This is a genomic window from Pseudomonas sp. Irchel 3F3 (assembly GCF_900187545.1).
Lineage (GTDB): Bacteria > Pseudomonadota > Gammaproteobacteria > Pseudomonadales > Pseudomonadaceae > Aquipseudomonas > Aquipseudomonas fortuita.
Window position 1 is genome coordinate 125,596 of record NZ_FYDS01000005.1, and the last position, 22,039, is coordinate 147,634.

At 62.4% G+C, this 22,039-nt stretch carries 21 protein-coding genes; 7 read left to right on the forward strand and 14 right to left on the reverse strand.

Translation table 11 applies throughout. From position 1 onward, the window contains the following. Positions 1 to 253: 253 nt before the first annotated feature. Together CKW35_RS11855 and CKW35_RS11860 are read left to right on the forward strand one after the other, a co-directional pair. Complete coding sequence (locus CKW35_RS11855) at positions 254 to 928, forward strand: heavy metal response regulator transcription factor (protein ID WP_016488821.1); 675 nt, start codon at positions 254 to 256, stop codon at positions 926 to 928. Continuing rightward, positions 925 to 2,307, forward strand: a complete 1,383-nt coding sequence (locus CKW35_RS11860; protein ID WP_095115984.1) for a heavy metal sensor histidine kinase — start codon at positions 925 to 927, stop codon at positions 2,305 to 2,307. The genes CKW35_RS11855 and CKW35_RS11860 overlap by 4 nt, the downstream gene beginning before the upstream one ends. Before the next feature lie 66 nt (positions 2,308 to 2,373). Here the strand turns inward: CKW35_RS11860 and pdxJ are convergent, their stop codons facing one another. The 10 genes from pdxJ to rpoE all read right to left on the reverse strand — a co-directional run bounded on the left by pdxJ (position 2,374) and on the right by rpoE (position 12,385). Continuing rightward, positions 2,374 to 3,096 carry a pyridoxine 5'-phosphate synthase gene (pdxJ, locus tag CKW35_RS11865; RefSeq protein WP_219740260.1) on the reverse strand — a complete coding sequence of 241 codons (723 nt, stop codon included), beginning with the start codon at positions 3,094 to 3,096 and terminating at the stop codon, positions 2,374 to 2,376. Between the two features lie 61 nt (positions 3,097 to 3,157). Further along, positions 3,158 to 3,841 (reverse strand): DNA repair protein RecO, encoded by a 684-nt coding sequence (gene recO / locus CKW35_RS11870; RefSeq protein ID WP_016488824.1) that lies wholly within the window; start codon positions 3,839 to 3,841, stop codon positions 3,158 to 3,160. A gap of 156 nt (positions 3,842 to 3,997) precedes the next feature. After that, complete coding sequence (gene era / locus CKW35_RS11875) at positions 3,998 to 4,900, reverse strand: GTPase Era (RefSeq protein WP_003252061.1); 903 nt, start codon at positions 4,898 to 4,900, stop codon at positions 3,998 to 4,000. Further along, positions 4,893 to 5,582 carry a ribonuclease III gene (gene rnc, locus CKW35_RS11880; protein ID WP_016488825.1) on the reverse strand — a complete coding sequence of 230 codons (690 nt, stop codon included), beginning with the start codon at positions 5,580 to 5,582 and terminating at the stop codon, positions 4,893 to 4,895. Before rnc ends, era begins: the two co-directional genes overlap by 8 nt. A gap of 161 nt (positions 5,583 to 5,743) precedes the next feature. Then, a complete protein-coding gene (gene lepB, locus CKW35_RS11885; protein WP_016488826.1) occupies positions 5,744 to 6,598 on the reverse strand; it encodes a signal peptidase I in 855 nt (284 codons plus the stop codon). A gap of 5 nt (positions 6,599 to 6,603) precedes the next feature. Continuing rightward, positions 6,604 to 8,403, reverse strand: a complete 1,800-nt coding sequence (lepA, locus tag CKW35_RS11890; protein WP_024717450.1) for a translation elongation factor 4 — start codon at positions 8,401 to 8,403, stop codon at positions 6,604 to 6,606. A gap of 182 nt (positions 8,404 to 8,585) precedes the next feature. Then, positions 8,586 to 9,992: a DegQ family serine endoprotease gene (locus tag CKW35_RS11895; protein WP_371262331.1), complete on the reverse strand. Its 1,407-nt coding sequence runs from the start codon at positions 9,990 to 9,992 to the stop codon at positions 8,586 to 8,588. Between the two features lie 209 nt (positions 9,993 to 10,201). Continuing rightward, positions 10,202 to 11,167 (reverse strand): MucB/RseB C-terminal domain-containing protein, encoded by a 966-nt coding sequence (locus tag CKW35_RS11900; RefSeq protein ID WP_095115988.1) that lies wholly within the window; start codon positions 11,165 to 11,167, stop codon positions 10,202 to 10,204. 8 nt (positions 11,168 to 11,175) lie between these two features. Further along, the gene (locus tag CKW35_RS11905) at positions 11,176 to 11,772 is read right to left on the reverse strand and encodes a sigma-E factor negative regulatory protein (RefSeq protein ID WP_016488830.1); all 597 of its coding nucleotides are present in this window, start codon (positions 11,770 to 11,772) and stop codon (positions 11,176 to 11,178) included. Positions 11,773 to 11,803: 31 nt separating this feature from the next. Beyond that, entirely contained in the window at positions 11,804 to 12,385 is a 582-nt protein-coding gene (gene rpoE, locus CKW35_RS11910; RefSeq protein WP_003252049.1) for an RNA polymerase sigma factor RpoE, read from the reverse strand. A 445-nt stretch (positions 12,386 to 12,830) separates the two neighbouring features. Between rpoE and nadB the strand changes: the two genes are divergently transcribed. Next, positions 12,831 to 14,435 (forward strand): L-aspartate oxidase, encoded by a 1,605-nt coding sequence (gene nadB / locus CKW35_RS11915; RefSeq protein WP_023047119.1) that lies wholly within the window; start codon positions 12,831 to 12,833, stop codon positions 14,433 to 14,435. Positions 14,436 to 14,537: 102 nt separating this feature from the next. On the opposite strand, the gene CKW35_RS11920 is transcribed toward nadB, so the two are convergent. After that, positions 14,538 to 14,996, reverse strand: coding sequence for a protein YgfX (locus CKW35_RS11920; protein WP_016488832.1), 459 nt, complete (start codon positions 14,994 to 14,996; stop codon positions 14,538 to 14,540). After that, on the reverse strand, positions 14,980 to 15,234 hold the full coding sequence (locus CKW35_RS11925; RefSeq protein ID WP_016498168.1) for a succinate dehydrogenase assembly factor 2: 255 nt from the start codon (positions 15,232 to 15,234) through the stop codon (positions 14,980 to 14,982). The genes CKW35_RS11920 and CKW35_RS11925 overlap by 17 nt, the downstream gene beginning before the upstream one ends. Before the next feature lie 134 nt (positions 15,235 to 15,368). Here CKW35_RS11925 and CKW35_RS11930 point away from each other — a divergent pair, with 134 nt between their 5' ends. Together CKW35_RS11930 and CKW35_RS11935 are read left to right on the forward strand one after the other, a co-directional pair. Then, positions 15,369 to 16,310, forward strand: coding sequence for a folate-binding protein YgfZ (locus CKW35_RS11930; RefSeq protein WP_016488834.1), 942 nt, complete (start codon positions 15,369 to 15,371; stop codon positions 16,308 to 16,310). 55 nt (positions 16,311 to 16,365) lie between these two features. After that, entirely contained in the window at positions 16,366 to 17,172 is an 807-nt protein-coding gene (locus CKW35_RS11935; RefSeq protein ID WP_016488835.1) for an HDOD domain-containing protein, read from the forward strand. 126 nt (positions 17,173 to 17,298) lie between these two features. Here the strand turns inward: CKW35_RS11935 and CKW35_RS11940 are convergent, their stop codons facing one another. Both CKW35_RS11940 and CKW35_RS11945 read right to left on the reverse strand, forming a co-directional pair. Further along, positions 17,299 to 18,678, reverse strand: coding sequence for a sensor histidine kinase (locus CKW35_RS11940; RefSeq protein WP_070086524.1), 1,380 nt, complete (start codon positions 18,676 to 18,678; stop codon positions 17,299 to 17,301). Further along, positions 18,671 to 19,342: a response regulator gene (locus CKW35_RS11945; protein ID WP_016488837.1), complete on the reverse strand. Its 672-nt coding sequence runs from the start codon at positions 19,340 to 19,342 to the stop codon at positions 18,671 to 18,673. Before CKW35_RS11945 ends, CKW35_RS11940 begins: the two co-directional genes overlap by 8 nt. 200 nt (positions 19,343 to 19,542) lie before the next feature. On the opposite strand from CKW35_RS11945, the gene CKW35_RS11950 reads away from it, so the two are divergent. Both CKW35_RS11950 and CKW35_RS11955 read left to right on the forward strand, forming a co-directional pair. After that, positions 19,543 to 20,832 carry an OprD family porin gene (locus CKW35_RS11950; protein ID WP_016488838.1) on the forward strand — a complete coding sequence of 430 codons (1,290 nt, stop codon included), beginning with the start codon at positions 19,543 to 19,545 and terminating at the stop codon, positions 20,830 to 20,832. Positions 20,833 to 20,878: 46 nt separating this feature from the next. After that, positions 20,879 to 21,859: a tripartite tricarboxylate transporter substrate binding protein gene (locus CKW35_RS11955; protein WP_016488839.1), complete on the forward strand. Its 981-nt coding sequence runs from the start codon at positions 20,879 to 20,881 to the stop codon at positions 21,857 to 21,859. Positions 21,860 to 22,039: the final 180 nt, after the last annotated feature.

Sequence of the window (22,039 nt, forward strand, 5' to 3'; positions counted from 1 at the left end):
TTGCCTCGTGGTAACCGATCAGACACGGCCATCCTAGCGAGGGGCAGCTAACAGCAAGGTGAGGCGGGGATTACAGTCCTGCAATCTGGCCTTGTGTTGCCTACCAGGGCCCTGGCCTACAGCCAGATAACAGCAGAATGACAAATCCGTTATCTGCACCGCAGGCCTTTTCTCATGCCGTAACATCCTGGTTCTTGACCCTGATGTCACTACAGGGTCGAGAATTGCCCCCTTTCATCACACCGAGCACCCCATGCGCCTACTGATCATCGAGGACGAGCTGCGTACCGCCGATTACCTGCAACAAGGCCTGCGTGAAAACGGCTACGTGGTCGACTGCGCCCACACCGGCACCGACGGCCTGCACCTGGCCCGCCAACAGCCCTATGACCTGGTCATCCTCGATGTCAACCTACCTGAAATCGATGGCTGGACCGTGCTGCAGCGGCTGCGAGCCGAATCGGCCACGCGCATCATGATGCTTACCGCCCACGGTCGCCTGGCCGACCGGGTCAAAGGCCTGGACCTGGGCGCTGACGACTACCTGCTCAAGCCGTTCGAATTCCCTGAACTTCTGGCGCGCATCCGCAGCCTGCTGCGGCGTAACGACCAGCAACTGCAGCCCAGCACCCTGCGCGTCGCCGACCTGGAACTGGACCCTGGCCGGCACCGCGCCTACCGCGCCGGGCAACGCATCGACCTGACCGCCAAGGAGTTCGCCCTGCTGCACCTGCTGATGCGCCAGACTGGCGAAGTGCTTTCGCGCACTCAGATCATCTCCTTGGTATGGGACATGAATTTCGACTGCGACACCAACGTGGTCGAGGTTTCGATCCGCCGCCTGCGGGCGAAGATCGACGACCCGTTCGACAACAAGCTCATCCATACCCTGCGCGGCGTAGGCTATGTCCTTGAGGCCCGCGTTTGAAAAACGCGAGCCTGTCGTTGCGCCTGGGCCTGAGCGTGACACTGATGGGCGCCGCGCTGGTGCTGCTGCTGGCCTGCCTGGCCGTGTTCGCCCTGGATCACGAACTGGACAGCCGCGCACGCAAGGATCTGGCGCGCAAGATGCTGCAGGTCGAGCACAACCTGCGCGTCGATCTGCGCAGCGAGGACCTGGGCAGTCGCGCCCATCCACTGCTCGACCTGGTCATGGGGCATGACAACCTCAGCCTCAGCGTACTGGCCCTGGAAGGCCGCCACCCGCACCTGCTCAGCCTGGGCCCGGCCCTGGAGTCGCGGGTGAGCGAGTTGCACACCGATGCCCGCCTGGCCTTTCACGCATGGCGCGACAGCAGCGGCAACCAGTTCCTCACCGCGACCCGGCAGATGCGCCTGCGCGACAACACGCCGGTGAAGGTGATGATGTCGCTCAACCGCGCCGACGACAACGCCCTGCTGCAGGCCTACCTGCACTCGACCTTGCTCGCCTTGCCACTGCTTCTGGTGTTGATCGGCGCGGGTGCCTGGTGGCTGATGCAGCGCGGCCTGAAACCGCTGCGGCGCTTCCGGCGTATTGCCGGGCAAGTGTCGGCCCAAGACCTGCAACACCGCCTGCCGGCTACCGGCCTGCCGCAAGAACTGGCGCAACTGGCCTGCAGCATCAACGTGATGCTCGACCGCCTCGATCAGGGCGTGAGCCAGTTGTCGCAGTTCTCCGACGATCTGGCTCATGAGTTGCGTACCCCGTTGAGCAACCTGATGGGCAAGGCGCAAGTGACCCTGGCCCGTGAGCGGGACAACGCCAACTACCGGGAAGTGCTGGAAGACAGTATCGAGGAGCTGACCCGGCTCAACCGCATCATCAATGACATGCTGTTTCTCGCCCAGGTCAGCCAGCCGCAAACGCAGGTTGCATTGAAACCCTTGGCCTTGGCTGACGAGGCAGCGCGAGTGGTCGAGCTGTTTGCCTTCAGTGCCGAGGTGAAAGCGGTTGAGCTGCGTGTGCAGGGCTGGGGGACGGCGCTGGGGGACCGGCTGATGTTTCAGCGGGCATTGTCGAACCTGTTGAGCAATGCCATCCGGCACAGCCCTGAGGGTGAGCGAGTCGAGTTGCGGATTGAACGTTCAGGCAGCGAAGTATGGCTTTCGGTAGAGAACCAGGGGCCTGGCATTGCTACAGAACACCAGTCGCGCTTGTTCGAGCGGTTTTACCGGGTGGGCCCGGGGCGTTCGCGGCTGGAGGGCGGAACCGGGTTGGGGTTGGCAATCGTGAAGTCGATCATGCAGCTGCATGGCGGGCGGGTCGAAGTGAATAGCAGCCCCCTTGGGCCTACCCGCTTCACTCTGGTGTTTCCTGCCGAATAATCGATTGCCTGTTCTGGCCTTTTCGCGGGTTTACCCGCGAAAGGGCCAGAACAGGCAACCAAACTCTCAGCGCGAAGCCGCCACGATCAGTGCCTTCATCTCGGCCACTGCGGCTTTGAAGCCTACAAACAAGGCATGCGCCACCAGCGCATGGCCGATGTTCAGTTCATTGATGCCCTTGATCGCCGCCACCGCCTCGACGTTGTGGTAATGCAGCCCGTGGCCAGCATTGACGATCAACCCCTGCCCCACGCCAAACGCAACGCCATCGACGATACGCTTGAGCTCCTCGGCCACTTCGGTGGGGGTTTCGGCATCGGCATAACGCCCAGTATGCAGCTCGATGGCCGGCGCCCCCACCCGGCGAGAGGCCTCGATCTGGCGCTCGTCAGCATCGATGAACAACGACACTTCGGCACCGGTTCGGGCAAGACGCTCCACTGCCGCCTTGATCCGTGCCTCCTGCCCCGCCACGTCCAGGCCACCTTCGGTGGTCAGTTCCTGACGGGTTTCAGGCACCAGGCAGATGTGCGCCGGGCGGATCTTTTCGGCAAAGGCCATCATTTCTTCGGTGACGCCCATTTCGAAGTTCATGCGGGTCTGCAGCACATCCTTGAGCAGCAGCACATCGCGGTCCTGGATATGCCGACGGTCTTCACGCAGGTGCACGGTGATGCCATCGGCGCCCGCTTCCTCGGCATCCAGGGCAGCCTTGACCGGATCAGGGTAACGCGTGCCCCGGGCCTGGCGCAGGGTCGCCACGTGGTCGATGTTTACGCCGAGAAGCATGCGGTTGCTGTGAGTCACGAAAGGCTCTCCTGAAGGTTTAGCCCCACAGCATACGTCGTGATCAGCGCTTGCGAAACAGTTCCCGGCTGACCAACGGTTTTGCGCCCAGATGAACCGCCAGGGCCTGGCGCATCAGGCGCTTGGCCGCGAGCAAAGCGCCTGCGGTGTCCCAGTCGGCGTCGGCCAGGGCCAATAGCTCGATGCCGCGGAACAGGCCGGGTTGCACCCATTCGACCCGCTCCAGGCCGGCATCCACACGCAAGCGGTACAGCCCGTCGGCCGCGATGGGTTGATCGTTGACGTCATGATTCAAGGAGAACGCATAACCCAGTTCGTCCAGCAGCCGCCATTCGAACGAGCGCAGCAGCGGCTCCAGCGGGCGCCCGGCGGCCAAGGCCTGCAAGGTCAGGGCGTAGTGCTCGAACAGGGCCGGGAATGGCGCTTCGGCGGGCAGCAGGCGCATGAGTAGCTCATTAAGGTACAAGCCGCTGAACAGGGCATCCCCGTGCAGCCAGGCCGCTATGCCGGCGCTGTCCATCCGCCCCACATTCTTCAGCTCGCCACGCCCGCGCAGCTCCACCTCAAGTGGCACGAATGGCCGCACCAGGCTGCCGCCCTTGCCACGCGCACGCCGCAGTACGGCGCGCACGCGGCCCTGCGGCGTGAACAAGTCCACCAGCGCGCTGGTTTCCTTGTAGGCACGGCTGTGCAGCACGTAGGCTGGCTGGCCGACAGGTTGTTCCATTAGCGTTCACCCAGCCCGTGATTGTGGGAGCGGCCTTGTGTCGCGAAAGGGCCGCAACGCGGCCCCCCGGATTTCAGCATTGCCGCCAAAATGGCTGGGGCTGCTTCGCAGCCCTTTCGCGACGCAAGGCCGCTCCCACAAGGGCCGCCTTGAGCCTTAGAGGTCGCCGTAGCCCAGCGAGCGTAGGGCGCGCTCGTCGTCGGACCAGCCGCCCTTCACCTTGACCCACAGGTTGAGCATGACCTTGGAGTCGAACAGCACTTCCATGTCCTTGCGCGCCTCGGAGCCGATACGCTTGATACGCTCGCCCTTGTCGCCAATGATGATTTTCTTCTGGCCGTCGCGCTCGACCAGGATCAGCGCGTGAATATGCAGCACATGGCCCTGCTGCTTGAATTCTTCAATTTCCACGGTGATCTGGTACGGAAGCTCGGCACCCAACTGGCGCATGATCTTCTCGCGCACCAGTTCGGCGGCCAGGAAGCGGCTGCTACGGTCGGTAATCTGGTCTTCGGGGAAGAAGTGATCGTTCTCGGGCAGGTGCTTGGCGATCTGTGCTTCCAGCGCTTCGAGGTTGTGCCCCTGCTGCGCAGAAATCGGCATGACTTCGGCGTTTGGCAGTTGCTCCTGCAGCCACTGCAGGTGCGGGATCAACTCGGCCTTCTCTTCCATGCGGTCAGTCTTGTTGACTGCGATGATCAGCGGGCCGGTCACGTACTGCACGCGCTCCAGCACCAGTTGGTCTTCGTCGGTCCACTTGGTACGGTCGACCACGAAGATCACCACGTCAACGTCCTTGAGGGCCGCCGAGGCGTTGCGGTTCATGTAGCGGTTCAAGGCTTTGTCGTTGGCCTTGTGCATACCGGGGGTGTCAACGTAGATCGCCTGCACATCACCTTCGGTCTTGATACCGAGCATGTTGTGGCGGGTGGTCTGCGGCTTGCGCGAAGTGATCGCCAGCTTCTGCCCCAGGATGTGGTTGAGCAAGGTCGACTTGCCCACGTTGGGGCGGCCGACAATGGCCACGTAGCCGCAGCGAGTCGGGTTGCTATCAGTCATTGCCATTCTCCACGCCCAGGGCGATCAGTGCGGACGCGGCAGCGACTTGCTCGGCAATACGCCGGCTAACGCCCTGACCACGGCTCTTGTTGTTCAGCAGCACGACTTCGCATTCGACGAAGAAGGTACGGCAGTGCGGTTCACCCTGGATATCCACGACTTCGTATCGCGGCAGCTCACAGCTGCGTGATTGCAGGAATTCTTGCAGCCGGGTTTTCGGGTCTTTGTTGGTGTCGACCAGGGTCAGGCCTTCGAACTCGTCGGCCAGCCAGGCCAGTACACGTTCGCGGGCCGTGTCCATGTCAGCGTCCAGGTAAATGGCACCGATCAGTGCCTCCAGGGCGTCGGCCAGGATCGATTCGCGACGGAACCCGCCACTCTTGAGCTCACCCGACCCCAGGCGCAGGTATTCGCCCAGGTCGAAACCACGGGCCAGGCGGGCCAGGGTCTCGCCCTTGACCAAGCGCGCGCGCAGCCGCGACAGCTGGCCTTCGCGTGCCTGAGGGAAGCGCTCGAACAGCGCTTCGCCGGCGACGAAGTTGAGAATGGCGTCACCGAGAAACTCCAGGCGCTCGTTATTGCGCCCGGCATAGCTGCGATGGGTCAGCGCCAGAAGCATCTGGTCCTGATTCTTGAAGGTATAACCGAGCTTTCGCTCCAGATGGGCAAGGGAAGCACTCATGCAACCACCCGTTTGTTGTTCAACGCGTTGTTCAAATCAACATCCTGAAAGACTGTTTGGCTGTGGCCCGCCGCCGTTTGCGACGAATCTCCCGATCCCTGAGAACACAGCCTATGTCAGAAATGCATTCGGCGCTGTCTGCTGGACAGCGCCGAAGGGTATCAATGGATCAGGCCGACCCGCGACAGGTTGGGCAGGTGGCTGAGCTTGGGCTCTGGCCAGCTCATCCACACCGCGAAGGCCTTGCCGACGATGTTCCGGTCCGGAACCATGCCGTGCAGTTCCTTGGGGATGTTCGGGTCATCCCAGTAACGGCTGTCGTTGGAGTTGTCGCGGTTGTCGCCCATCATGAAGTAATGGCCTGCCGGCACGGTCCACTGCTGGTCCGGCGGCATGCGATAACGGCTCATTTCCTTGCGGATCAGGTGTTCGGCCGCGCCGAGTTTTTCCTTGTACAGCTCGGCGCTGCCCAAGGTGCCCGGTTCGGTACCCACCAGTTGTTCGGCAATCGGCTGGCCGTTGACGAACAACCGCTTGTCGTTGGTGTAGCGGATCTGGTCGCCCGGCAGGCCGACCACTCGCTTGATGTAGTTGACGTTCGGGTCGCTCGGATAGCGGAACACCATTACATCACCGCGTTGCGGGTCACCTACCTCGATGACCTTCTTGTCGATCACCGGCAGGCGAATGCCGTACGAGAACTTGTTCACCAGGATGAAGTCGCCCACTTCCAGGGTCGGTTTCATCGACCCCGAAGGAATCTGGAACGGCTCGACCAGGAATGAACGCAGCACCAGCACGATGAACAGCACCGGAAAGAACGATTTGCCGTACTCGACCAGCAACGGCTCCTTGTTCAGGCGCTCGACAACGGCCATCTCGGGCTGGCTGACGCTGCCCTGATAGTTGGCGATTGCCGCACGCCGGCGCGGGGCCAGGAACAGCAGGTCGATCAAGCCCAGCAGACCGCAGACGAAGACGGCGATGACTAGCAACAGCGGGAAATTTAGCGACATAGGACCTAGCTATCCAACCTGAGCACGGCGAGGAAGGCTTCCTGTGGAATTTCCACGTTGCCGACCTGTTTCATGCGTTTCTTACCGGCCTTCTGCTTCTCCAGCAGTTTCTTCTTACGGCTGACGTCACCACCGTAGCACTTGGCCAGTACGTTCTTTCTGAGCGCCTTGACGGTTGTCCGCGCGATGATCTGGCCGCCAATGGCTGCCTGAATCGCCACATCGAACATCTGCCGAGGGATCAGTTCCTTCATCTTCTCGGTCAACGCACGGCCTTTGTAGGCCGCGTTGTCGCGGTGCACGATCAATGCCAGGGCATCGACCTTGTCGCCATTGATCAGTACGTCCAGTTTGACCAGGTTGGCCGACTGGTAGCGATCAAAATGATAATCCAGCGAAGCATAGCCGCGGCTGGTGGACTTGAGACGGTCGAAGAAGTCCAGGACCACTTCGTTCATCGGCATGTCGTAACGCACCTGCACCTGGCTGCCGAGGAACTGCATGTCGCGCTGCACGCCACGCTTCTCGATGCACAGGGTGATGACGTTACCCAGGTGCTCCTGCGGCACCAGAATGGTCGCGGTGACGATCGGCTCGCGGAAGTCGGTCACTGACGAGACGTCCGGCAGCTTTGACGGGTTATCGACGATGATGGTTTCACCGGTCTTGAGCTCGAGCTCATAGATCACGCTCGGTGCTGTGGTGATCAGGTCCAGGTCGTATTCGCGCTCAAGGCGCTCCTGGATGATCTCCATGTGCAGCATGCCGAGGAAACCGCAACGGAAGCCGAAGCCCAGGGCGTCGGAGCTTTCCGGCATGTACTGCAGCGACGAGTCGTTGAGGGTGAGCTTCTGCAATGCGTCGCGGAAGTCTTCGAAGTCGTCAGAGCTGACCGGGAACAGGCCGGCGTAAACCTGCGGCTGGATTTTCTTGAAGCCCGCCAGCACTTCGACCTCGGGGGTCGAGGACAAGGTCAGGGTGTCACCCACCGGCGCACCGTGAATGTCTTTGATGCTGGCGATGATGAAGCCTACTTCGCCGGCTTTCAGATCAGCGGTCTGGGTGTGTTTTGGAGTGAACACCCCCACGCTGTCGACCAGGTGCACCTTGCCGGTGGACTTGACCAGAATCTTGTCGCCTTTCTTGACGCGGCCCTGGCGCACCCGCACCAGCGAGACCACGCCCAGGTAGTTGTCGAACCAGGAGTCGATGATCAGCGCCTGCAAAGGTGCGTCGATCTCGCCTTCGGGCGCGGGGATGGTGTGCACCAGGCGCTCGAGAACCTCGTCCACGCCCATGCCGCTCTTGGCGCTGCAAGCCACGGCGTCGGTGGCGTCGATGCCGATGATCTTCTCGATCTCGTCCTTGACGCGGTCCGGGTCGGCCTGGGGCAGGTCCATCTTGTTCAGCACTGGCATGACTTCCAGGCCCTGCTCGATGGCGGTGTAGCAGTTGGCCACGGACTGGGCTTCAACACCCTGGCCGGCGTCAACCACCAGCAGTGCGCCTTCACAGGCTGCCAGCGAACGCGAGACTTCGTAGGTGAAGTCGACGTGGCCGGGGGTGTCGATGAAGTTCAGCTGGTAGGTCTTGCCGTCTTGCGCCTTGTAGTGAAGCGTCACGCTGTGGGCTTTGATGGTAATCCCGCGTTCGCGCTCCAGGTCCATGGAATCAAGCACCTGGGCTTCCATTTCGCGTGCCGACAGGCCACCGCACATCTGGATGAAACGGTCGGCCAGCGTCGACTTGCCATGGTCGATGTGGGCGATGATGGAGAAATTGCGGATATGACTCAAATCACTCACGGGTCAACACTCGAAAAGGCTGCGAGCCGGGACGCCCGCCGAAAAATAGCCGGGAATTGTACCTCAAGCAGCAGGGATATGGGAGATTCCTCTATCGGGCTGTGCAGCGCTTTGGCGTCTGCAATTGTGAATTTTCATGAAAAAGGGCAGCCGTAGCTGCCCTTTCCTGCCTACAAATCCGCTTATTCTGCGAGCTTGAAGGTGATGAAGCTGGCACGCCCCTGACGCAGCACGCGCATGGACACCGAGCGGTTCTTCGGCAGTTCCTTGGCGATTTCGGTGAATTCCTTGGCCGAACCAATGGCCTGGTTGTTCAGGTGGCTGATGACGTCACCCGGACGCAGGCCGATCATCGCTGCAGGGCCATCCTGCACTTCCTTGATAACCACGCCGCCCTTGAGTTCGAGGGACTTTTTCTGCTCGGCGGTCAGGTCAGCCACCGATACGCCCAAGCGGTTGCTGCTGCGCTCGGCGCTGCCTTCGGCGCCGGCACCGGTACCGATGTCGGCATCGTCATCCGGCATGGCGCCCACACCGACGTCCAGGGTCTGGCGCTTGCCGTTGCGGATGATCTCCAGCTTGGCCTTTTCACCGTCCTTGAGGCTACCGACCAGGTGCGGCAAGTCGGCCGACATGACGATCGGCTGGCCGTTCATGCTCAGGATCACGTCACCCACCTGCAGGCCACCTTTGGCTGCCGGGCCGTTTTCCAGCACTTGGGCCACCAGCGCACCCGCTGGTTTATCCAGGCCGAAGGATTCAGCCAGGTCCTTGTTGACCTCTTGAATCACCACACCCAGCCAGCCGCGGCTGACCTTGCCATCTTTCTTCAGCTGATTGGACACATCGAGCGCCACATCGATCGGGATGGCGAACGACAGGCCCATGAAGCCGCCAGAACGGGTGAAGATCTGCGAGTTGATACCCACCACTTCGCCCTTCATGTTGAACAGCGGGCCGCCCGAGTTACCCGGGTTGATGGCGACGTCGGTCTGGATGAACGGGACGTAGGTCTCATTAGGCAGCGTACGGCCCTTGGCACTGACGATACCTTTGGTCACCGAATGGTCGAAGCCGAACGGCGAACCAATGGCCAGCACCCACTCGCCCACCTTGAGCTTCTCGGAATCACCCAGCTTCACGATCGGCAGGTTCTTGCCTTCGACTTTCAGCAGGGCCACGTCGGTGCGCGGGTCGGTGCCGACCAGCTTGGCCTGCAGCTCGCTGCGGTCCGACAGGCGGACGATGATTTCGTCGGCGTCGGCCACCACGTGGTTGTTGGTCAGCACGTAACCATCGCTGGAAATGATGAAGCCCGAACCCAGCGATTGCGCCTCGCGCTGGCGGTCGCCACGCGGCGAACGCGGCTGCTGCGGCATGTTGCGCTCAAAGAACTCGCGGAACATCGGCGGCAGGCCTTCCAGGTCCGGCATCTGCCCCGCGGCGATACGACGATCTGGCAGCTTCTGCTTGGTACTGATGTTGACCACGGCCGGCGAGGCCTGCTCGACCAGCGTGGTGAAGTCCGGCAAGGCTTCCTCGGCCTGGGCGGTGAGCACCTGGCCGAGCATGAGCACAGCGGCGAACATTGATAGGTAGGATTTCAAGCGTGGTGTAGACATACGGCTCCCGTCACAACGAGCGGTAGTTTAGAAAGGCCCCTGCACAATGCAGGAAAGGCCAGGCTCCTAGAAGCCTGACCTATAGAAAATTTGCCAGTAGATTGCAAATGACAATGCTTTAATTTCATTTCAGGCGCATATCCGTTCGCCTTGGCATGGCCCTCAAAAGCGCGCCATTACTGGCGCGCCTGGGCATCCTGGGGCCGCATCGACAACGCGACGCGTTCTGCCGTACCCAGCGGAATTTCGCCAACTACGGTGACCATCACCTTGCCTTTGGGGGTGTTAAGCCGTCGCGAAACCGCCGAGGTCGGGCCAAGCTGGGTACGCACATCGGTCCCGGTATCGTCCTTCACGGGTTCAAGGAACACCGAGAAGCGCGCCAACCCATCGTCGTACATCAGGCTACTGACCGTGCTGTCATGTTTGGGATCACGCCGTACCGAGCTGTTGACAAGCTCGAACCCTGGCGGGAGCCAGTCCGAGCGCCAGCCAGCGACGCTGTCGTTGCTGACAGAGGCAACACGCTGCACCGGCTTGCATGAAGCACTGGGGCGCAGGTCATCGTCGACAGGCGGTTCGTCGGTATCGAGGCGAGTCATCTGGAAGCGCTCCAGCAACTGCGCTTTGTCGTTGAGCATCAACGAACGCAGTGGCAGGCCTGTGGCGCGGTCCAAATGCAATTCGAAGGCATAGCGGTGCTGGTCGCGAGGAGTGAGGGTCAAGATCACGGCATCGCGCCCGGCGACCCGTGACTTGCCTGCAACGCTCAAATCGTACCAGCCCATCAGTTTCAGCGGATCAAGCACACGCTGCGCAGTGTCCGTAGGGGCGGTCACTCCGCTGACCAAGGCCCCACTGACACACTGCACCTTGCCATCCACGCGCAGTATCTCCTGGGCGGCGCCATCAAGCTGTAGCAACCGCTCGCTGACTTTGCCGTCCTGGACCCTGTGCCAGATATCGTGGGAAGAGAAGCTACCGTTGCGTTCGTAGACGAACGAGCCCTGGTAACTTTGCTTTTTCTCGGCCAGTGCCAGCTTGTTCAGCCACTCGTTCGCCTCGGGCGATGAGTTGGCTGCCAATACCGGCACCGTCATGCAGCTGCCAATCAGCAGCGACAGAAGAGGTAGCGCGCGCATGATCCTCCTTATTTAGCGGGGTTTTCCATGCTGGCGGCACGGGCATACGGCAGGGCAGTTTCAGTACCCTTGAGCGCGGACTCCTGTGCATGCTGGCGCAGATAGCCCGGCAGACGCTGATCCCAGCCGGCCTGGTTTTGCAGCACGCCGTTAGCCATCGGCCCGGTCGGTTGCTCACTGCTTTCACTATAGCCTGCCAAAACAGCAGGGCCCTGAGTTTGTGGCATGCTCAGGCCTTGTTGCGCAGGCTGCTGCGCAGCCAGCTCGGCGCCGGTGATTTCATCCTGGTTGTACATCCGCACGCCTGCCAGCACCGCAACGGTGACCGAGGCGGCAACCGCCAGACGAGCGACGCTGCGCCATGGCCCCTTGTTGACCTTGGCCGGTACGGCTTCGTCAGCCAGCGCCGCAGACACCGCCGAGGCGATATCCAGGTTGGGCAGCAGCAGCTCCTTGTGCATGGCTGCACGGGCTACCTGGTAACGCGACCAGGTGGCACGGGTTTCAGCATCGTCTACGGCGCTCAGCACCCGACGCAGTTCCAGTTCGTCCGCTTCGTTATCCATTACCGCGGACAGCGATTCCTGCAAAGCTTCACGACTCATGGCGGTTCCTCTCTTGGCTGTCGCCGCTGTCTCAGGTTTCCTGCAACAACGGCTGCAGGGCTTTGTCTATGGCCTCCCGAGCGCGGAAGATTCGAGAGCGCACGGTACCCACCGGACATTGCATGACACTGGCAATGTCTTCGTAACTCAGCCCGTCAAACTCGCGCAGGGTCAATGCCGTACGCAGGTCTTCGGGCAGTTGCTGGATGGTGCGATGGACAGTGCCTTCGATTTCATCCCGCAACAACGAGCGCTCTGGGGACTCGAGATCCTTGAGGCCATGATCGCCGTCGTAAAACTCCGCATCCTCAGAGCTCACATCACTGTCTGGTGGCCGTCTTCCACGGGACACCAGGTAGTTCTTCGCCGTGTTGATGGCGATGCGGTAGAGCCAGGTATAAAACGCACTGTCACCGCGGAAATTGCCAAGCGCACGATAGGCCTTGATAAAGGCTTCCTGTGCGACATCCTGGGCCTCGTGGGTATCGTGAACGAACCGCACGATCAACCCGAGAATCTTGTGCTGATACTTCAGCACCAACAGATCGAAAGCTCGCCTGTCACCACGCTGAACGCGCTCGACAAGCTGCTGATCCTCTTCCTGGGTTAGCATGAACACTCCTCAGTGAACTCGAAGGAGCGTTGCAACAGCCATCGATCAGGCTTGCAACCATAGACTCGGGCTTTTCGCAAAAGTTCTCCCCTCCAAGCAAGTTTCCTGCAGCCCTTGGTCGGCTTGCACGGAAGACGCGGCGCGGGCACGGCCGGCTACGTCGATAATCAGGTTTCGAATACGCAGGGACAACCCGAACAGGTCTTGCCGCCCCGCGTCGCCTCGACAAATTGTGACGTGCGGGCAACCTTCATAGGATTTCCGGCCATGTCGGAAAGTTCCCACAAAGGTTGCCGCGCGCCTCGGTAAGTGGCCAAGTGGCATGGAAATTGGCCACCTCGGGCTGCTATAAAGGCAACCTGGCCAAGTTTAACGATAGTTTCACAATGCCATCTGCGCGTGACTATTGTGCCGCGCCCCCTCTAAAGATTACTAGTGTCCCGACATGAGCCAACAATTCCAACATGATGTCCTGGTGATCGGCAGCGGTGCCGCCGGTCTCAGCCTGGCACTGAACCTCCCCAGCCACCTGCGTGTTGCCGTCCTCAGCAAGGGCGACCTGGCCAACGGCTCGACCTTCTGGGCCCAGGGCGGGGTCGCGGCAGTACTGGACAACACCGATACCGTGCAGTCGCATGTCGAGGACACCCTCAATGCCGGCGGCGGTCTGTGCCATGAAGAGGCGGTGCGTTTCACCGTCGAACACAGCCGCGAAGCGATCCAGTGGCTGATCGAGCAAGGTGTGCCCTTTACCCGCGACGAGCACTCCAGCGTTGACGACGGAGGCTTCGAGTTCCACCTCACCCGCGAGGGCGGCCATAGCCATCGGCGTATCATCCACGCCGCCGACGCCACTGGCGCAGCCATTTTCACCACGCTGCTGGAACAGGCCCGCCGGCGCCCGAACATCCAGTTGCTGGAGCAGCGCGTGGCGGTCGACCTGATCACCGAACGTCGCCTGGGCCTGCCGGGCGAGCGCTGCCTGGGCGCCTACGTGCTCGACCGCAACACCGGTGAGGTGGACACCTTCGGCGCGCGCTTCACCGTACTGGCCACCGGCGGTGCAGCAAAGGTCTACCTGTACACCAGCAACCCCGATGGCGCCTGTGGTGATGGCATCGCCATGGCCTGGCGTGCGGGCTGCCGGGTGGCGAACCTGGAATTCAACCAGTTTCATCCGACCTGCCTGTATCACCCACAGGCCAAAAGCTTCCTGATTACCGAAGCCCTGCGCGGTGAAGGTGCGCTGCTGCGCCTGCCCAATGGCGAGCGCTTCATGCCACGCTTCGACCCGCGCGAAGAGCTTGCCCCGCGCGACATTGTGGCCCGCGCCATCGACCACGAGATGAAACGCCTGGGCGTGGACTGCGTGTACCTGGACATTACCCACAAGCCGGCCGATTTCATCATGGGCCACTTCCCCACCGTGTACGAACGCTGCCTGGCCTTTGGCATCGATATCACCCGCCAGCCGATCCCGGTCGTACCGGCGGCGCACTACACCTGCGGCGGGGTGATGGTCGACGACCGCGGTCACACAGACGTGCCAGGGTTGTACGCCATCGGCGAAACCAGCTTCACCGGCCTGCACGGCGCCAACCGTATGGCCAGCAACTCGCTGCTGGAATGCTTTGTCTATGGCCGCGCCGCCGCTGCCGACATCCAGGCGCACCTTGAACACGTGACAATGCCCAAGGCCCTGCCAGGGTGGGATGCCAGCCAGGTCACCGACTCGGACGAGGATGTGATCATCGCGCACAACTGGGATGAGCTGCGGCGGTTCATGTGGGACTACGTGGGTATTGTGCGCACCAGCAAGCGCCTGCAGCGGGCCCAACACCGCATTCGCCTGCTGCTGGACGAAATCGACGAGTTCTACAGCAACTACAAGGTCAGCCGCGACCTGATCGAACTGCGCAACCTGGCGCAGGTGGCCGAATTGATGATTCTGTCAGCCATGCAGCGCAAGGAAAGCCGTGGGTTGCATTACACACTGGATTACCCGGGGATGCTGGACGAGGCCAAGGACACCATCCTCAGCCCACTTTGAAATGTGCAGCGTGTGTGAGATCGAGCGCCGCCCGCGCGGCGCATCGCGAGCTGCGCTCGGTCTCCCGGGCTCTGAACCTGCCACGGCGAACACCTCTCGGCCCTACCCCACCGCTGTCGTTGCCCAGCGCCGTCGGCTGAACTTCAGCCGCACCCGCAGGCGCCGATGCTCATCCCCCCCCAGCGCATCCTGCGGTATGCACTGGCTCTGCCCCATCCATCGCCCCGCCCGCTCAAAGCGCAACACCACCAGCCGCGGCAACGCCACGCTGTCCCGGCACAACCGCACCGGTTGCCAGCCACGGGCACGGCAGAACACCTGCCAGCCGCGCACATCACGGCGCAGCCCAACAACGGCATGCTCATGGGTTAACAGGATTCGTCGGGGAATGGCCCAGCCAGCGTGGGCGATACAGGCGGCGACAACAGAAAAGGAAAGCCAATCAGGCAACGGGCTCGCCCACACGGCAAGCCACGCCAGCACCTGGCAACCCAGGTAGGCCGCTAGCAGCAGGCGCGAGCCTTGCCAGCGGCACTCGAAGCACTCACTTGGGCTGGACACGGTCCAGGATGATGCGGACCATGCGTTGCAGCTCCGGGTCTTCGGACTCGGTGCGCTCCATGAACCAGCCGAACATGTCCTGGTCCTCGCAGCTCAACAGACGCACGTACAGTTCGCGATCGGTCTCGTTGAGGGTGGAGTAGACTTCCTGGGTGAAAGGCACCAGCAGTACGTCCAGTTCCAGCATGCCGCGGCGGCTATGCCAGAAAAGCCGGTTGAGTTCAGTTTGTTCGACCATGGGGCCCTCCTCGAATGGCCCGCCAGTATACAGGCAGGCGAGCATGGCGACACCGGGCGTTGGTCTAGTCACCTACCTATTTTGTTACCGGCGTTCTATGATGGCCGCCAGTCTTTAAGCCACCGCGATGACCCATGGCCGATTCCGCTTTCTTCTGCCCCCTGTCCCACGAGGGCATCCTCGCCGTCCGCGGCTCCGATGCAGGCAAGTTCCTGCAAGGCCAGCTGACCTGCAACATCACCTACCTCAGCCAGGAACATTCCAGCCTCGGCGCCCGCTGCATGGTCAAGGGGCGCATGCAGTCGAGCTTTCGCATCTTGCCCGAAGGCAACGGTTACCTGCTGGCCATGGCCAGCGAACTGCTAGAGGCGCAACTGGCCGACCTGAAAAAGTACGCTGTGTTCTCCAAGGCCACGCTGACCGACGAAAGCGCCGCCTGGGCACGCTTCGGGCTGCAAGGCGGTGACGCTGCGCTACAGGCGCTTGGGCTCGACGTGCCTGCAAACGCCGGCAGTACCGTGCGCCATGAAGGCCTGATCGCCATTGCCGTGTCCGCAGGACGTGTGGAGTTGTGGGTACCGGCGGACAATGCCGACACGGTACGCCAGGCCCTCGCCAGCGCCCTGCCTGAAGGCAGCCTCAACGAATGGCTGCTAGGCCAGATTCGTGCCGGTATCGGCCAGGTCATGGGACCGACCCGTGAGCTGTTCATCCCGCAGATGATCAACCTGCAGGCCGTCGACGGCGTCAGCTTCAAGAAAGGCTGCTACACCGGTCAGGAAATCGTCGCCCGCATGCAGTACCTGGGCAAGCTCAAGCGCCGCCAGTACCGACTGGCACTGGACCAGCAGGCCATCCCGGCCCCGGGTGCCGCGATCTTCTCGCCCACCCACGGCTCGGCGGTCGGTGAAGTAGTCATTGCCGCCGGCAACGGTGCTGGCTGCGAACTGCTCGCGGTGCTCAGCGCCGACGCGGTGGAAGACGACAACCTGCACCTGGGCAGCCTCGAAGGCCCACGCCTGCAGGTGCTGACCCTGCCTTACGAACTGGACCGCGACCGGGAAATCCAGCGCTGACCAGCCTGCCCCGCCCCCGTGGCGGGGCCGCACCACCACTGCGGTAGACACGTCAATGAACAAGCTGGCCGAGATGGTTCAAGCACAGTTGCTCGATGCCATCGAAAAGGATGACCTGGTCCTGCCAACCCTGCCCGAGGTTGCCTTGAGCATCCGCGAAGCAGCGGAAGACAGCGAGATCAGCGTAGCGGCCCTGAGCAAGGTGATTGGTCGGGATGCGGCCCTTTCAGCGCGCCTGATCAAGGTAGTCAACAGCCCACTGCTGCGTGCGGCGGTCGAGGTGACCGACCTGCATACCGCCATCACGCGACTGGGCATCAACTACAGCTGCAACCTGGCCATTGGTTTGGTGATCGAGCAGATTTTCCATGCACGCTCACCGGCGGTTGAACAGAAGCTTCGCGAGATCTGGACCAACAGCCTGGAAGTGGCAGGCATCAGCTACGAAATTTGTCGCCGCTATACCCAGCTCAAGCCTGAACAGGCCACCTTGGGCGGGCTGGTCAACCAGATCGGTGCGCTGCCAGTGCTGATCTATGCCGAAGAGCACAACGAGCTGTTGTCCGACCCGGTTTGCCTGCATTACGTGATCGAGCAGATCCAGCCGGTACTGGGGGACAAGATTCTCAAGGCCTGGGAGTTTCCGGAGCAGTTGATCAATTTGCCGAGCCAGGTTCAGGACCTGGACCGGCAGACCGACAAGGTCGACTACATCGACATCGTGCAGATCGCCCGCTGTATCAGCCAGCGTGGTCGTCAACGTCCGTTGGCGGCACTGCCCGCGTACCGCCACCTGAGGTTGCCTTTTGGTACCGAGCTGGAAGTGGATGAACTGCTTGAGGCGCGCAGTATGTTGCGCTGAGCTGTGTCAGCCTGCCCGGGCCCTATCGCCGGCAAGCCAGCTCCCACTTCGACTGCCTTGACCTCAAGGCATGCGGTGTCCTGTGGGAGCTGGCTTGCCGGCGATAGGGCCAGCGGAATCAACACATCAATCGGCGATGAAACTCACTCGTACCCGCAACCCGCCCTTCTCGCCATCATGCAGGCTCACCTGCGCCAGATGCGCCCGGCAGATCTCGCCGACAATCGCCAGGCCAAGCCCGCTACCCTGCGCACTGCGCCGGTAAAACCGCTCGAACACCCGCTCGCGCTCAGCCTCGGGAATACCTGGCCCATCATCCTCTACCTCCAGCACAGCTGGCGCCACCACCCGCAAAATCACATTGCCCCCCGCCGGCGTATGCGCCAGGGCATTGTCCACCAGGTTGCTCAACAGCTCGTTGAGCAGCGTCGGTTCACCCTTGAGCCATACGGGGGCCTCGGCCTCCAGGGCCAGCGCCACCCCGCGCTTGTGCGCCAGGGGCGCCATGGCCATACCCAGCTCACGGGCCAGTTGGCTCAGGTCCAGGCGATGCGCACCGCCTTCGGCAATTGCCCGTGCACCGTTCTCGACCCGCGCCAATGACAACAGCTGGTTGGCGAGGTGGGTCAGCTTGTCGGTGCCCTGGGCGGCAGATTCCAAGGTCTGCCGCCACTCCTGCGGCTCGGACGAGCGCAACCCCAACTCGACCCGCGCCTTCAGAGCTGCCAGCGGCGTACGCAGTTCATGGGCGGCGTCGGCGATGAACTGCGCCTGGCGCTCGAACTGGCCGCGCAAGCGCTCGGTAAAGTGGTTCAAGGCTCGCACCAACGGGCTCAGCTCGCGCTGCACCTGCACCACCGGCAAGGCCCGCAAATCATCCGGTTGGCGCTCCTCCACCGCCGTGCGCAGGCGCTCCAGCGGCCGCAACGCCGCGCTCACGGCAAACCACACCATCACCAGCGCGCCCAGCGCCAGCATGCCCAAACGCAGCAGGGTATCGGCCATCAGCCCACGGGCCATGCGCACCCGCGCTTCCTCGGTTTCGGCTACGCGGATCTCCGCCATGCCGTTCATGTTGGGCTCGCTCACTGCCTTCAGCAGGCTGACCACCCGTACATCCTGGCCAAGGTAGGTGGCGTTGTAGAACCGTGCCAGGGCCGGGTAGTCATCGGTGCGTGGGGTGCCTGGCGGCGGCGGCGGCAGGTTCTCATAGCCGGAAATCAGCCGCTGCTTGATGTCTAGTACCTGGTAGTAGATACGCCCGGCACTGTCGTAGGCGAAGGTGTCCAGCGCCACGTAGGGCACATCCGCGCTCAGCGAACCGTCACGCTGCGACAGGCCGGCGGCGATGGTCCGCGCCGAGGCCAGCAGGGTGCGGTCGTAGGCAGTGTCGGCGGCCTCGCGGCCATTCCAGTAAGCGCTCAGGCCGCTGGCCAGCATCAGCACTACCAGCAGCAGCGCCAGATTACCCAGCAAGCGCCCGCGCAGGCTGCCGTTGTCACGCATCGCGGTGCTCTAGCAGGTAGCCCAGGCCGCGGAAGGTGACGATGGCCACCGGGTGGCCGTCGAGCTTCTTGCGCAAGCGGTGGATGTAGATCTCGATGGCGTCGGGGCTGGCCTCTTCGTCCAGGCCAAACACCTGCGCCGCCAACTGCTCCTTGCTCATCACCCGGCCCGGGCGGGCGATCAGCGCTTCCAGCACGCTTTGCTCACGCGAGGTCAGGGTCAGGTTGTCGTCACCGAGGGTGAAGCGCCGGGTATCCAGGTCGTAAACCAGCGGCCCGCAGCGTTGCTGACGCTCGCCACCGAGCACACTGCGGCGCAGCAGGGCCTTGACCCGTGCTTCCAGCTCGGTCAACTCGAACGGTTTGGCCAGGTAGTCGTCGGCGCCCAGGTTAAGGCCATGGACCCGGTCCTTGACGTCACTGCGTGCCGTCAGCATCAGCACCGGCACGGTCTTGCCACGGCCACGCAGGCGCGCCAGCACCTCGAAGCCATCCATGCGCGGCAAGCCGACATCCAGCACAACCACGGCGTACTCCTCACTGGCCAGAGCCAGGTCGGCAGCCACGCCGTCATGCAGCACATCCACGGTCAGGCCGTGGCTTTTCAAGGCCTGGGCCACGCTTTCGGCCAGTTGCAGGTGGTCTTCGACCAGCAGCACACGCATCGGTTTCTCCCTGCTCGGGTGGGGCGGTGGCGCGGAGTGTACCGCTGTCCTCAGGCCTGTGAAGCCCCTTGTAACAAACCTTTCTCACTGAAAGGTTAGCGAAAGGTTCGTTGCCTAGCATCGCACCACGGTCGCTCCTCGCGCCGAAAAAAGCACCAGCAAGGTGCAACAAATAAGAACAATAAACGGAGTCATCGACGATGCTGTCATCGCAGCCGCAGGCGTTCACGCCTACCCGTTCCTTTGCCGCACGCCCCTCAGCCATCGCCAGCGCCCTCGCGCTTGCCGGTGTCGCCCCGATGAGCCAGGCCGCCTTCTTCGAAGACAGCACGGCCACCTTCGAAACCCGCAACATGTACTTCAACCGCGACTTTCGCGACGGTACCAGCGCGCAACAATCCAAGCGCGACGAGTGGGCCCAGGGCTTCATCCTCAATTTTGAGTCCGGCTATACCGATGGCACCGTAGGCTTTGGCCTGGACGCATTGGGCATGCTCGGCGTCAAGCTCGACTCCAGCCCCGACCGCACCGATACCGGCCTGCTGCCGACCCACGATGACGGCAAGGCCGCCGACGAATACTCCAAACTGGGCCTGACCGGCAAAGTAAAGCTCTCCCAGACCGAGCTGAAAATCGGCACCCTGATCCCTGAACTGCCGACTCTGCAGCCCAACGACGGGCGCATCCTGCCGCAAACCTTCGAAGGCGGCCTGCTCACGTCCAGGGAAATCAAGGGCCTGACCTTCACCGGCGGGCGCCTGGACAAGGCCAAGGACCGCAACGACACCAACTGGGAAGACCTGGCGCTGAACAACAAGAATGGCCGCTTCGGTGGCACCTTCAGCGCCGACAACCTGACCCTGGGCGGCCTGGACTACCAGTTCACCGACCGCATCACCGGCAGCTACCACTTCGCCCAGCTCGACGATATCTACCGCCAGCACTTTATCGGCATGGTCGCCACCCAACCCTGGGGCCCGGGCACCTTCGGTGCCGACCTGCGCCTGGCGGTGAGCGACGATGCTGGCGCCGCCAAGGCCGGCAACATCGACAACACCACCATCAACGGCATGCTCAGCTACGCCCTGGGCGGGCACAAGGTCAGCGCTGCCTGGCAGCAGCTGTCGGGCGACAGCGCCTTCCCATATGTCGATGGCGCCGACCCGTACCTGGTCAACTTCGTCCAGATCAACGACTTCGCCGGTGCCGACGAGCGTTCCTGGCAGGCGCGTTACGACTACAACTTTGCCGCGCTCGGCGTACCCGGCCTGACCTTCATGACCCGCTACATCAGCGGTGACAATGTCAGCCGCGCGACCGGTGGTGAAGGCAAAGAGTGGGAACGCAACACCGAACTGAAGTACGTGGTACAAAGCGGCCCGTTGAAGAACGTCGCCGTGCGCCTGCGCAACGCCACCTTCCGCTCCAACTTCGCCCGCGACGCGGACGAAGTGAGGCTGTTGGTCAGCTACAGCGTGGCGCTGTGGTAACCCCATAGCGGTAATCCAATAACAACAACGCTCACGGAGATAGACGATGACCTTTTCACTGCGCCGCCTCGTTCTCGCTACCGGCTGCCTGCTGTTGGCCGGCAACGCTCTGGCCGCCGAACCGAAACGCCCTGAATGCATCGCCCCCGCCTCGCCGGGCGGTGGCTTCGACCTGACCTGCAAGCTGGTGCAAAGCGCCCTGGTGCAGGAAAAGATCCTCAGCAAACCCATGCGCGTCACCTACATGCCCGGCGGTGTTGGCGCGGTGGCCTACAACGCCGTGGTCGCCCAACGCCCGGCCGATGCCGGTACCCTGGTGGCCTGGTCGAGCGGCTCACTACTGAACCTGGCCCAAGGCAAGTTCGGCCGCTTCGACGAAAACGCAGTGAAGTGGCTGGCGGCTGTCGGCACCAGCTACGGCGCCATCGCCGTGAAAAGCGACTCGCCCTACAAGACCCTCGATGACCTGGTCGCGGCATTGAAAAAAGACCCGAGCAAGGTGGTGATCGGCTCTGGCGGCACCGTCGGCAGCCAGGACTGGATGCAGACTGCCTTGATCGCCAAGGCTGCCGGCATCAACCCGCGTGACCTGCGCTACGTGGCCCTGGAAGGCGGTGGCGAAATTGCCACGGCGCTGCTGGGCGGTCACATCCAGGTCGGCTCTACCGACATTTCCGACTCCATGCCGCACATTCAGAGCGGCAACATGCGCATCCTTGCAGTGTTTTCGGAAAACCGCCTGGACGAGCCCGAGATGAAAGACATCCCCACCGCCAAGGAGCAAGGCTACGACATCGTCTGGCCGGTAGTGCGCGGCTTCTACCTTGGGCCAAAGGTGAGCGACGAGGACTATGCCTGGTGGAAGGCTTCGTTCGACAAGATGCTGGCTTCGGAAGACTTCGCCAAGCTGCGTGACCAGCGCGAGCTGTTCCCGTTCGCCATGACCGGCGAAGAGCTGGACGGCTACGTGAAGAAGCAAGTGGCCGACTACAAGGCACTGGCCAGGGAATTTGGCCTGATCCAGTAAGCCTGTCGGATTCACCACCACCCCTGTGGGAGCGGCCTTGTGTCGCGATCGGGCGCGAAGCGGCCGCTAAACCTGCCGATGCGATGTGCCCGAAGCATCGTATCGGCTGTGCCAGGGGCCGCTGTGCGGCCCATCGCGACACAAGGCCGCTCCTACAGGACTTGCATCTCACTTGAGCAA

Excerpts from the sequence above, each read along its gene's own strand:
- CKW35_RS11855 (WP_016488821.1), top strand. The coding sequence starts at position 254 with ATGCGCCTACTGATCATCGAGGACGAGCTGCGTACCGCCGATTACCTG.
- pdxJ (WP_219740260.1), bottom strand. The coding sequence starts at position 3,096 with ATGCTTCTCGGCGTAAACATCGACCACGTGGCGACCCTGCGCCAGGCC.
- recO (WP_016488824.1), bottom strand. The coding sequence starts at position 3,841 with ATGGAACAACCTGTCGGCCAGCCAGCCTACGTGCTGCACAGCCGTGCC.
- era (WP_003252061.1), bottom strand. The coding sequence starts at position 4,900 with ATGACTGATAGCAACCCGACTCGCTGCGGCTACGTGGCCATTGTCGGC.
- rnc (WP_016488825.1), bottom strand. The coding sequence starts at position 5,582 with ATGAGTGCTTCCCTTGCCCATCTGGAGCGAAAGCTCGGTTATACCTTC.
- lepB (WP_016488826.1), bottom strand. The coding sequence starts at position 6,598 with ATGTCGCTAAATTTCCCGCTGTTGCTAGTCATCGCCGTCTTCGTCTGC.
- CKW35_RS11895 (WP_371262331.1), bottom strand. The coding sequence starts at position 9,992 with ATGTTCGCCGCTGTGCTCATGCTCGGCCAGGTGCTCACCGCCCAGGCC.
- CKW35_RS11900 (WP_095115988.1), bottom strand. The coding sequence starts at position 11,167 with ATGCGCGCGCTACCTCTTCTGTCGCTGCTGATTGGCAGCTGCATGACG.
- CKW35_RS11905 (WP_016488830.1), bottom strand. The coding sequence starts at position 11,772 with ATGAGTCGTGAAGCTTTGCAGGAATCGCTGTCCGCGGTAATGGATAAC.
- rpoE (WP_003252049.1), bottom strand. The coding sequence starts at position 12,385 with ATGCTAACCCAGGAAGAGGATCAGCAGCTTGTCGAGCGCGTTCAGCGT.
- nadB (WP_023047119.1), top strand. The coding sequence starts at position 12,831 with ATGAGCCAACAATTCCAACATGATGTCCTGGTGATCGGCAGCGGTGCC.
- CKW35_RS11925 (WP_016498168.1), bottom strand. The coding sequence starts at position 15,234 with ATGGTCGAACAAACTGAACTCAACCGGCTTTTCTGGCATAGCCGCCGC.
- CKW35_RS11930 (WP_016488834.1), top strand. The coding sequence starts at position 15,369 with ATGGCCGATTCCGCTTTCTTCTGCCCCCTGTCCCACGAGGGCATCCTC.
- CKW35_RS11935 (WP_016488835.1), top strand. The coding sequence starts at position 16,366 with ATGAACAAGCTGGCCGAGATGGTTCAAGCACAGTTGCTCGATGCCATC.
- CKW35_RS11940 (WP_070086524.1), bottom strand. The coding sequence starts at position 18,678 with ATGCGTGACAACGGCAGCCTGCGCGGGCGCTTGCTGGGTAATCTGGCG.
- CKW35_RS11945 (WP_016488837.1), bottom strand. The coding sequence starts at position 19,342 with ATGCGTGTGCTGCTGGTCGAAGACCACCTGCAACTGGCCGAAAGCGTG.
- CKW35_RS11950 (WP_016488838.1), top strand. The coding sequence starts at position 19,543 with ATGCTGTCATCGCAGCCGCAGGCGTTCACGCCTACCCGTTCCTTTGCC.
- CKW35_RS11955 (WP_016488839.1), top strand. The coding sequence starts at position 20,879 with ATGACCTTTTCACTGCGCCGCCTCGTTCTCGCTACCGGCTGCCTGCTG.